This is a genomic window from Pacificoceanicola onchidii (assembly GCF_004804335.1).
GTDB lineage: Bacteria > Pseudomonadota > Alphaproteobacteria > Rhodobacterales > Rhodobacteraceae > Pacificoceanicola > Pacificoceanicola onchidii.
The window spans coordinates 453,745-464,279 of the sequence record NZ_SRXY01000001.1; the positions used below are offsets into that span (position 1 = coordinate 453,745).

7 protein-coding genes and 1 riboswitch are annotated in these 10,535 nt (G+C 63.0%); of the genes, 4 read left to right on the forward strand and 3 right to left on the reverse strand.

The genetic code is table 11. The features are described from left to right. Positions 1–20 precede the first annotated feature (20 nt). On the reverse strand, positions 21–1,583 hold the full coding sequence (locus tag E4662_RS02205) for a trimethylamine methyltransferase family protein (protein WP_136439630.1): 1,563 nt from the start codon (positions 1,581–1,583) through the stop codon (positions 21–23). A 165-nt stretch (positions 1,584–1,748) separates the two neighbouring features. Then, positions 1,749–1,886, forward strand: a riboswitch (FMN riboswitch). 71 nt (positions 1,887–1,957) lie between these two features. Between E4662_RS02205 and E4662_RS02210 the strand changes: the two genes are divergently transcribed. Together E4662_RS02210 and E4662_RS02215 are read left to right on the forward strand one after the other, a co-directional pair. Further along, positions 1,958–2,395 carry a 6,7-dimethyl-8-ribityllumazine synthase gene (locus E4662_RS02210; protein ID WP_136439631.1) on the forward strand — a complete coding sequence of 146 codons (438 nt, stop codon included), beginning with the start codon at positions 1,958–1,960 and terminating at the stop codon, positions 2,393–2,395. Positions 2,396–2,581: 186 nt separating this feature from the next. After that, entirely contained in the window at positions 2,582–3,772 is a 1,191-nt protein-coding gene (locus tag E4662_RS02215; RefSeq protein WP_240705093.1) for a lytic murein transglycosylase, read from the forward strand. Between the two features lie 4 nt (positions 3,773–3,776). Here the strand turns inward: E4662_RS02215 and E4662_RS02220 are convergent, their stop codons facing one another. Further along, positions 3,777–5,381, reverse strand: coding sequence for an AfsR/SARP family transcriptional regulator (locus E4662_RS02220; RefSeq protein ID WP_136439633.1), 1,605 nt, complete (start codon positions 5,379–5,381; stop codon positions 3,777–3,779). Between the two features lie 164 nt (positions 5,382–5,545). On the opposite strand from E4662_RS02220, the gene E4662_RS02225 reads away from it, so the two are divergent. Further along, on the forward strand, positions 5,546–6,637 hold the full coding sequence (locus tag E4662_RS02225; protein ID WP_136439634.1) for a phosphatase PAP2 family protein: 1,092 nt from the start codon (positions 5,546–5,548) through the stop codon (positions 6,635–6,637). 99 nt (positions 6,638–6,736) lie between these two features. Here E4662_RS02225 and E4662_RS02230 read toward each other — a convergent pair whose 3' ends face one another. Then, positions 6,737–8,791 carry a S8 family serine peptidase gene (locus E4662_RS02230; RefSeq protein ID WP_136439635.1) on the reverse strand — a complete coding sequence of 685 codons (2,055 nt, stop codon included), beginning with the start codon at positions 8,789–8,791 and terminating at the stop codon, positions 6,737–6,739. 254 nt (positions 8,792–9,045) lie between these two features. On the opposite strand from E4662_RS02230, the gene E4662_RS02235 reads away from it, so the two are divergent. Then, positions 9,046–10,530 (forward strand): phosphatase PAP2 family protein, encoded by a 1,485-nt coding sequence (locus E4662_RS02235; protein ID WP_136439636.1) that lies wholly within the window; start codon positions 9,046–9,048, stop codon positions 10,528–10,530. Positions 10,531–10,535 lie beyond the last annotated feature (5 nt).

Sequence of the window (10,535 nt, forward strand, 5' to 3'; positions counted from 1 at the left end):
CGGGTCAAGGTGAAGCGCGCTCAGTGATCCTGATTGAGGGCCTCCGCCGCCGGAATCTCCCTTTCGCGACGGGCGATGTACTCCAGAAGCTCTTCGTTCCTGGCCTCGTCCAGTTTGGGTTCCTCATAGTCCGCCAACAGCGCCCGCGCCTGCTCCAAAGCCCGCGCGGTGATCTCTTTGGAGCCATCGGCCATCCATTGCTCGATCGAGTTGTTGTCGAACAGCTCTGGCATGAAGTAGGCTGTCTGGAAATTGTCCTGCGTGTGCGGATGGCCGAGATAATGCCCCCCCGGCCCCACGTCCGGCACCGCCTTCAACGCCTCATCAAAGTCACCCCATTTTGGTCCTTCAGCCATGCGATACGCCATGGCGCATTGCTCCACATCCACGATGAACTTCGCGACAGAACAGTGCATTCCGGCCTCGTTCCAGCCCGCAGAATGCCAGATGTAATTGGCCCCGGCGTGCATAACCGAAGAGAGCGTTGTGGCGCTTTCATAGCCAGCCTGTGCGTCAAAAGTCTTGGCCCCGCCCAACGTGTTGGAGGTGCGCCAAGGCACGTCATAATACCGCGCCATCTGGCCGATCATGAAGTTCATAAGGCTGATTTCCGGGGTTCCTGCCATCGGCGCGCCTGATTTCATGCTGACGGTCGAAAGATAGTGGCCATAGATCGCGGGCGCGCCTTTGCGGACAACCTGCGTATAGGCAAGTGCCGAGAGGGCTTCGGCGTTAAGCTGCGCCACCGTGGCCGGGACAGAGGCAGGCGTGTTGGCCCCACCCAAGACAAAAGGTGAGCAGAGCACAGGCTGGTTGCGGCGGCAGAAGGCGCGTAGCGCGCCGAGCATGGTTTCATCCCAGACCAGCGGTGAGTTGCCGTTGATATTGCCCGTGGTGACCGGGTGCTCCTCCATGAACTCCGCACCAAAGAGGATCGCGCACATGTCCATCACGTCTTCGGCGTTCTTGGGCGATGTGGTCATGCCCATGAACATCTTGTCCGAGTGTTTCATCGACGAATAGGTGATGCGCAGGTGGCGCTGGCTGATCGGGTGATCGTAGGGTTCAACGATGTGATGCGCGGTGGAGTGCAGCGCCGGGGACATTTGGCTGAGCTTGTGGAACATCGCCAGATCGTCCAGCGTCGGATTGCGGCGAACGTCGTCAAGATCGCGCAAATAGGGCGCGCCGGTCATCGGGACAAAGACCGCATTGCGCCCGCCGAGCCGCAGATTGTTGGCCGGGTTGCGGGCGTGGTAGGTGAAATCGGACGGGATTGTCTTGATCAATTCGCGCACAAGACCGCGATCGAGATAAACCGTTTCTCCGTCAATCTTCGCCCCGGCCCGTCGCCAGTCTTCCAGCGCGATGGGATCGCGGAACACCACACCGACGTTTTCGAGGATGTCCATGGAGGCCGCGTCGATCCGCTCCACCTGTGCGCCATCCATGACTTCGCAGCGCGGCAGCACGTTGGTCAATCCCGGCAACATGGTGAAATCCCGGGCGCTGCGCAGACTTCTGCGGGCCGAGCGGCCTCCGGCGCGGCTTCGGGTGCGGGTCTGGGGGGCTTGAGCGTTCATGGCGCGGTCTCCTTGCTTGGCCCGAGTGTGACGCAGAGCGCGCGGCGCGATGCGGATGATTGCGAAATCCCGGAGATGGAAACGACTCCCGATCAAACGGCGCGACACAAGGGTCAAACCCCACCTTTGCCCCTTGCGTTTTGCGCTTCGGGCGGCCAAACCTGCGCCTGTTCTCAGGGCGGGGTGAAATTCCCTACCGGCGGTGACAGCCCGCGAGCGCCTTTTGCGTAAAACCGAAAGGGTCAGCAGAGACCGGTGAAATTCCGGCGCCGACGGTGAAAGTCCGGATGGAAGAGAACCAACCGGCGGGTGTCTTGCACCCGTCCGGCTGTAGACGCCTTGGGACCATTTTGGACAAACTCAAGGATGGTTCCATGACTGAAAAACTGAAAATTGCCTTTGTGAAGGCGCGCTGGCACAGCGAGATTGTCGATCAGGCTTTGAAGGGTTTTGAGGCCCGTATGGCCGCGTCGGGCAAACCTTACGAGGTTACAGCCTATGACGTGCCGGGGGCTTTCGAGATGCCGCTTCTGGCGAAAAAACTCGGCGCAAGCGGCAAGTTTGACGCCGTGGTCTGCGCCGCTCTGGTGGTCGATGGCGGGATTTACCGGCACGATTTTGTCGCCGCTGCGGTGGTCGACGGGCTGATGCAGGCACAGATGGAAACGGGTGTTCCGACCTATTCGGTCTCGCTCACCCCGCACCACTTCCAGCCGACGGAAGTGCACATCACCTTCTACACCGAGCATTTCGTCAAGAAAGGCGCCGAGGCCGCCGATGCGGTTTTGATGATCGCCGATCTGGAGATTTGAGATTGGGGCGGCGCGCGGCAGGCCCCGCGCGCCGATCCTTGCCGAGGCGGTCAAGAAGTCTTTTCCGGGGAGCGGATGCGCGCTACGATTGTGCCGTAGAATAACGAGCACAAACAGTTGCGGGGCAAACCGATGGACAGGCGGCATTTTACACTCAGCGCGGTGGCGCTTTCCTTATCCGGATGTATGAGCACGGGGCTGAGTGCGCCGCAGGTGGCGCGGCCCGATCCGGTGACCGATCCGGGGCTGCGCCCCCAGCCGAATGCCTCTTATGATGCGTGGGTGGCGGCGTTCCGGGAGCGGGCCATGGCGCGGGGGATTACCGCGCAGACGCTGAACGCGGCCTTTCGGGGGCAAGGCTATCTGCCGGGCGTGATCGAACGGGATCGCAACCAGACGGAATTCAAACGCTCGCTCGAGGATTATCTGGCCATTGTCGCGCCGGAGGAGAAGATCCGCTTCGGCAAACCGCTTTATGCCCGCCAGCGCGGAACCCTTTCGCAGATCGAAGGACAATACGGCGTGCCGCCGCATATCCTCGCCTCGGTCTGGGGTCTGGAGAGCTATTTCGGCACCAAACGCGGGACGATCCCGGTGATCTCGGCCACCTCGACGCTGGCCTGGGAAGGGCGGCGCGGGCGGTTCTTTGAATCCAACCTGATGGATGCTTTGCGGATTGTTCAGACGGGGGACGCGCGGCCTGCGCAACTGGTGGGAAGCTGGGCCGGGGCGATGGGCCACACGCAGCTTATCCCGAACGCCTATCAGGCCAATGCGGTCGACTTCAACGGCGATGGCAAACGTGACATCTGGACCGATGATCCGACCGATGCGCTCGCCACAACCGCCCGTTTCCTGTCACGCGCCGGGTGGCGGCGAGGGCAGACGTGGGGGCTCGAAGTGACTGTTCCTGCGGGCTATTCCGGCCCGACAGGGCGCAAGAACCGGCGCAGCGTGGTCTCATGGCGTGACCTGGGCATCCGCGCGGCCAAGGGCGGCAGCCTGCCGGATCATGGCTCTGCGGCGCTGCTCGCGCCGATGGGCCTCTCGCGTCCGACCTTCCTCGTGTATCACAACTTCAATATGATCCTGCGCTACAATCCGTCGGAAAACTATGGGCTGGCCGTGGGTTACATGGCGGATCGTCTGAACGGCGGCGGGCCGCTGCGCGGCACTTTCGGGCCGGACAAATACGGGCTGACTTTGGAAGATCGCAAAGCCATTCAGGCCGGTCTCACGCGGCGCGGCTTTGACGCGGGCAAGGCCGATGGGGTGATTGGCAAAAAGACCGAAGCGGCCATCCGGGCTTTCCAGCAATCTGCCGGTCTCGCGGTGACGGGCACACCTTCGAAAGCGCTGCTGCAGGCTTTGACATAGCGCGTCAGAGCAGCGCGCGGATCGGCTCCAGCATGCCATTGTTGCGCAGGAAGGTGACCGGATAATTGCCGTCATTGACCAGCCGATCCACCGAGAACCCCGGCTCGATCTTGGTCAGCTTGTCGGCCACGGCCTGCGCTTTTGCAAGATCGCCCTTCAGCGCATAAAGCGCCAGAAGCTGGCGGTGCGCGGGGCGCGACAGCGGGGCGGATCGGGTGGCCGCCTCCCCGGCCTCGATGGCCTCGTCCGGCTTGTTGCAGGCGATGGCAATCAGGCAGCGGCCGGTGTCCCACCAGTGCTTGAACGGCGAGGTCGAGGCGATGTGGCTCGCGCGTTTCGAGGCGGACAGGGCCTCTTCGTGGTTGCCCGCAAACAGATGCGCCTCGGCCAGCGAGTTCCACGCAATGGCGTTGGCGGGATTGCGTTCCACCGCCCGCTCCGCCAATTCGAAAAAGCCCGCGCCATCGCGCAGCGTGGTGCCGCGCACCTTGCCGGCCAGCGCCTGGATAAGCGGGTTGTCAGCGCCATCCTCAAGCGCCCGATAGTGCAGGTCGACCGCCTCTTCGCGCAGCGCCTGCGGATCGCCTTCCGCGCGTTCGACAATCTGGATCATCCGGATCAACGCCGACCACGCCAGATAGATTCCGTTCTGATCGTGCTCATAGGCCTGCTTCATCAGCCCGTAGGCCTCGCTCAACGCTTTGCCTTCAAAGCTGAACATCCGGTAAAGCCCGAGCCTGGATAGCGCGGTGGCGCGGGCTTCGGGGCGAGAGCTGTCGAGCACCTGCGGCAGCTTGCCGATGATCTGGTCTGCCGCCTCGAACACGGTTTTTCCGATGTGTTCGGGCGTTTCCAGAATGTCGTGTAGTCGCTCGATGTGCTGCAGTTTGGAATAGAGGATGCGTCCGCTGGACTGATGCACGGCCTTGACGAAAAGCGCATGGCCGGAGCCGTCGCGCAGCAATTGCGAGCTAACCGCCACATCCGCAACCGGCATTTGTTCTGCCAGTTCCGGCACGTCCTGAGATTGCCGCCAGGCGCGGATCTGCTCGCTGATGTTCTCGCCGATCTGGTTCGCCAGAACCTCGCCCAGAAAGGTCTCCTGCATCGTGCCGTCCGATGCAGAAGAGCAGTTGATCAGGATGCCGGTGGCGGCAATGGGGCGGGCTCGGCTGACGCGGTTCTCAAGCTCCGCGCGCTCCATCCGAAGCCATTCTTCGAACTCCGGATCACGCACATCCAGCCCTTGCAACATGTCGATGCGTTCATCGACGGGCAGGATTTCGTCAATCAGATCGACCGTGACCGCTCCAGCCTTCAGCGACACCGTGGATCGGTCCGTCTGCAGAATATCGCTTTGCGCGCCAAGAGCGGTGCGCAGCTTGCTCAGAGCTTGCCGCAGGTTGGCGCTGGCCTGCTCGGGACCGAAGGTCGACCAGAGCTTGTCTTCGAGCCAGCGGCGCGGACGGGACATGCCGGGGCTGAGCGCAAGCAGCGCGATGAGCGCCTGGTTCTTGGCGCCTTTTGGCGTAAGCACGACTTCATCCGGCCCGGTCAGTTGGAACGGCCCGAGTACCGACACATGAAGGCGAAATTGCTGCGTGCTCATAATAACAGGTGCAGTCCAAAACCCTTATGGACGCTATCACCTGAGGGGAGGTCAAGCAACAGGCGTGAATATTTCGTTAATTTGTAGGCTGCTGCGTGATCGGTCTTTGACCTGCGCACAACTTTGAACAAAGGTTAACGTAAGGATATTTGAGGGGACAGGAAATGCCGCGTTTTGGGTATGACGGATACGATGGCTATGATGGGTACGATGGTTATGACGGGTATGATGGCTACGACGGATACGATGGCTATGACGGCTACGATGGGTACGACGGTCGCGGTGGCGGCGGGACACCCAGCGGCGCGGTAGGCAGCGCCCGGGACGGCACCGTTGGCCATTGGGACGGCACGCCCGATCGCACCCCCAAGATCCACGAAGACAGCTGGAAGGCTTACCAGACGCTTGGCGGCAAGCCCAAGGCGCAGGTTCTCGACAAAACACTTGGCGCGATGTTCGGCGTGACGCTGAACAGCGGGCAACAGGCCAATACAACCGGGACCGTGCAGTGCTTTGGCCAGACCATTGTCACGCTGAACAAGCCCGACAATGCCTTCCTCGCGGACAACCAGTTGCACTATCTGCGCACCGCCGCAGACCTGCGCCCGGACCGGATCGGCGAGATCAAGGTCCAGATCAGCAATCTGAAGTCCTTTTTCGGGCTGGTTGGTCATATGTCCCCCAGCGCAACGAAATGGACGCTGGCGATGCATTTCGCCGTGCTGCGCCTGATCGCCAGCCTGCACCAGCCGCTGAAGTTCGGTTTTGACGTCGCGCGCCCGATTTCCATGTCCTACAAGGTGCAGCCGATCATTCAGACGCCCGGCCACGGTGCCTGGCCATCCGGCCATGCCACGGAGGCCTTTGCCCTGGCAACGCTGCTGACGCGGCTGTTCTACAACCGGGCATTTGATCCGAAGACCGAGATCGCAAACGGCAACGAGCTTTATCGGCACGCCGCGCGCATCGCCATGAACCGCACTGTTGCGGGCGTGCATTTCCCGAGTGACAGCATGGCGGGCGCGGTGCTAGGCGTGACTGTGGCAGAGGCGCTTGTGCGGCTTTTGGACGGTGAGACAGAAACACCGACACGGCTCTATCACGGCGAAAGTTATAAGGGTGATTTTAATCTTTCCCTGCTTTCTTCGGCACTGAACGATGCCTCCATCGTGGAGATCGCCTCTTCGCCGTTGCCGAGTGGTCAGGTGCCTTTTTGGTTGTCGCAGCTTTGGGCCGCCGCAAAGGATGAATGGTAATCGGTTTTGGTCAGTAGAAGCGGGGGCATCGTTCCCTACTGATGTTTGTGAGTGCGCCGGGACATCGCTGATGTCCCGGTTTTTTCTTGCCTCGTACCCTCAGACCATCAGCGGAGTCGCATCTCCGCGCCTGACGCGGGCACGCGCGTCCGGCAGGGCCACAACGCCCTGCCCCAGCCGCGCGGCGTCTTCCGGCGCAACGCCCAGCAGCGGTGCCGCGCTCGCAGAGAGATCGGCGGTGTGCGGCGAGGCGGCATTCGCGGCAATCTGCGCCGCCGACAGGGCCAGTGCCCGGGTCAAACGTCCAGCCGCCGCGCTGGTTCCACCCAAGGAGCGGGTGCTGCCGGTCAACGTACCGCTGGCCAGAATCCCCCGGTGCACGCGGGTGTCATCGGCAATGACAGAAACCGTTGGCCCGTCCACCGACCAATCCGCCCCGGCAGCCGTATAGCGTGCGGGCGATACTCTGTTCCGCGTGCCACTGCCTACCGCCGCCCCCACGCTGAACACCTGCCGCGCAGGCGCTGTGACCATGGCGCTGTGCGATCCATCGTGTGTGATCGGGCTTTTGTCCGCAAGGCCGGTGTAAGCCTGCCGCTCGGCGTCCCACTCGAAGGCATGTTTGTCGTCGAAGTAGCTCTGGCGTGCCTGTGCGCCGTAGCCACGCAGCCCGTCGTCACGCTGGATCTGGCACACCACGTCCAGCGCCTCCGGCCCTTCATGACGGATCCGGACGGACCATGCCCCCGAAGGCGCTTCGGGCTCGCCTGCCTTGCGTCCTTCTGTCGGTGCGATGGCCAGAACGTAATGCGCCGGGCTGACCACGCCATTGCCTAAATCCCGGTCTGGCACGTGGTAGATCCGCGCGACCGCCTCGCCATCGCGATTGAGCGTGCGCCATGCGCCGGGCGCAATATCGTCAAAGCCGGACTTCGGACCGCCCGGCGCTTTCAGCTCAAGCTTCAAAGCCCCAGGCGCGCTTTTCGGCACGCGGATTTCCAGATAGCTCGGCGTCTGGTCAGCGGGCTGCACGCGCCAAGTGGATTTGCGCTGCGGATTGCTTCGGATCGCCCCCGCCGCATAACCATGATGCGACACCAGACGGCTTTCGTAATTGTTGCCAAAGGACCAGACAATGCGCACAGGCTGGCCGGTCACGCGCTCCCATTCCGCGGCTTCGCGGGCGATCTGATATTCGACAAAGCGTGTGCCGTCCTTGGGTCCGGCCAGAATGCCCAGCGATAGGTTAATGATCACCGGCGCGGTCGCATCCACCTCGCCCGCGCGGCGCAACAGCCAGCGCACCGCCTGCACCGTGTAACTCTCGAACCGCGTGCCGGAGGTGTCCTCGATGGCCTGCGGCGGCAGTTGCACCCCGAGCAAAGGCCAGTCCTCGGCCGGATCACCGGTGCCCGGCTCTGCGCCCGCCGCCAGATCAAGCACATGGGTGCCATGGGACGTGGAAAAGCCCGTACTCTGGCGCGTGCCTTCATAGATCCGGGCGTTGATCGCCGCATAGGTCGCGCTTTCCTCACCGCCCAGCATGGCGGAGATCTCGGCCTGCGTGAACGTCTCCCCCAGCGTCACCCGCGCATTGCCGCTGCGCTGTTCGAGCGCCTGCAGCCAGAGCGCATGAAACCGTGACGTTTTAGAGCCGTCCGCCGCTTGCCGCAGGAACCGGCTGTTCAGAAAACCAAGGCCGTCATCCACGATAGCCACAATGGGCTGGCCGGGTGTCTCACTCGGCGTCGCCTGATGGGTCGCGGGTGCTGTTGTCGGGCCGGTGGCGACGCGCACCGGCATGCCGCTGTCGAGAATGGTGAACAGCGCGTCGTGGTCTCCGGCACCGTCGACTTTTTGGTACAGGGCGTATTCATCGGGCAGGCCCGCAAGCGAGTCCTGCGCCCCGGCGCGAGCACTCAGCTCCGCATATTCATGGCCATCCATGAGCAGCGAATCGTCCGCTGCCAGTGCCGTTATCAGCCCCTGCCGCGCCTCCGGTCCCGTCAGCCGGACAAAGATCGGCCTGTAGAGCACCCCCCAGTCGTCTTCGGCTGGCGCAAGACCGGCCCGGCGGCGATCCAGCATCACGGACCAGTCAAGATAGGCATCCTCGAAGGTGGCGGATTGGCTGGGTGTCCATGCAAGCGCCATGGGGACCTCCTGAAAACATGTCAAAGTATTAACAGAAAGTAAGTCCTCCGGGGCAGCGTCCGTCAAGCGATCCGCCCGGCTTCACGCAAAATTCACGCAGTTCCGGGCAATCGCCGGGATTTGCCTCCGGAAATTTACGGGATTCACAGTTCATTCACGCAAGAAATGCGATGCAGTCACGCAAGAGACGCAGGGTGACGTTAACCCTTCGTTAACTGCGCCTCCCAGCGCGCTCCATCCTCAAGGTGACTTCGATGACACGCCCAATTCCAAACAGTGACCGTCGTTTTCAGTTGATTGATTGTAGTGAGTTTGCCCCCGCCCGCCCGATCCCGGACGTAACCGCGCCCGTTGTGCCACAGCTTTCGGCGCATGAGCTGGCCGCTGACATGGCGGAGATCTTCACCGCCAGCCTCCTGTCTCGCGTCCCTGTCTCGACGCTGGACGATCCGCATACAGAGGTGCCCGTCAGCCCCGGCACAACGGTCAGCCTGCACGAGGTACTATGCCAGATGCGCAGCCTGTCCTGGTGCGATGCTGGCACGCCACTGGCCGAAGCGGCTCCCGCCTACGGGCTGGCCGCCCATCAGCGGCGCAAGCTGCGCTGGAACGGTGATCGCCAACTGACGCTCGGCACCCTGTTCCGCGGCGGCGTACAGCTGCCCTGTGGGCAGGCCAGCCGCCTGTCACGCCTGTTTGAGACGGACGCAAGGCGGGGTGACGCCTTTGGCCCGATCGACGGACCGGGCGAAGCCGCGCCTTTGTCGGAATGGCTGCGCTGGAGCGCGGAGCACAGCGGCGCGGGATTGGAACTTCCCGGACGCGCGGAGCAAATCGCCGATCTGCAAACCCATCAGGACATGGCACAGCATTGCCTTGGCGCGCCCGCTGGCCGCCTGTTCTACAACACCGCGCTCGCGGCCCTGTCCAATGATGCACCTTTGGACCCCGGCCTGCCGGAGACTTCAGAGACAAACGCGCTCTGGACCGGTGGCCGCTTGCTGGCGCTGCTCGAAGAGGTGGAGCGGCGCGCGCGCTTTGCCGCGCTCGACCAACTCTCCGCAAAGGACCGGCTCAGCCGCCCGGCCGTCACGGCAGCGCGAATGACCGTCTATCTCGCCCGCGAGGAACGTCACGAGACGCCGGAGGACGACACCTACAGGCACGCGGCGGACGAGCTGAGCCTTGCCGCTCCGGATCTGCTGTTCTGGGTCAGCCGAGCCAACGCTTTCGGCCGGGGGCGGGTACGCTTCGAACGCTCCCTGTTCCTGCCCGTGGGCGCTGCAAATGCGCCGTTCCACCCGGTCGACGCAGCGACACATATGGTTGTTGCGGGGGCCATGGCAACGGTGCTCAAAGCCGTCCTCGACACGTCCTCCCCCGCGCGTTTGCGCCTGGGCCGTCCCGCCTCCGATGCCGTCGATTTGGCGCTGGAGCTTGACAAGGCGGTGTCGAACATCGCCATGGCGCGGACATTGAACGGCTACTATCCATCGGAAAACCATCAGGACATGCGGGTTGGGCAAAACATCGCCCTGCAGGTGCTGCGCGATGCGCTTGAACGGGACAACGTTGATGCAAGCCTCGCCCTGCGGGATTTCGACGGCCGCGCGCTGCGGCTGCAGGCGCAGGCCCGCCCACTGGGCCGGGGTGCGGCGAAACTGCAGGTCGAATCAGAATGGATGGGCTGGCCAAGGGGCACAGCGCGGCAGGATACGCATCTGACGGCTGTTGTCTGAAGACA

Coding starts and splice junctions, on each gene's coding strand:
- E4662_RS02230 (WP_136439635.1), bottom strand. CDS start 8,791: ATGGCGCTTGCATGGACACCCAGCCAATCCGCCACCTTCGAGGATGCC.
- E4662_RS02210 (WP_136439631.1), top strand. CDS start 1,958: ATGACTGAAAAACTGAAAATTGCCTTTGTGAAGGCGCGCTGGCACAGC.
- E4662_RS02205 (WP_136439630.1), bottom strand. CDS start 1,583: ATGAACGCTCAAGCCCCCCAGACCCGCACCCGAAGCCGCGCCGGAGGC.
- E4662_RS02225 (WP_136439634.1), top strand. CDS start 5,546: ATGCCGCGTTTTGGGTATGACGGATACGATGGCTATGATGGGTACGAT.
- E4662_RS02215 (WP_240705093.1), top strand. CDS start 2,582: ATGAGCACGGGGCTGAGTGCGCCGCAGGTGGCGCGGCCCGATCCGGTG.
- E4662_RS02220 (WP_136439633.1), bottom strand. CDS start 5,381: ATGAGCACGCAGCAATTTCGCCTTCATGTGTCGGTACTCGGGCCGTTC.
- E4662_RS02235 (WP_136439636.1), top strand. CDS start 9,046: ATGACACGCCCAATTCCAAACAGTGACCGTCGTTTTCAGTTGATTGAT.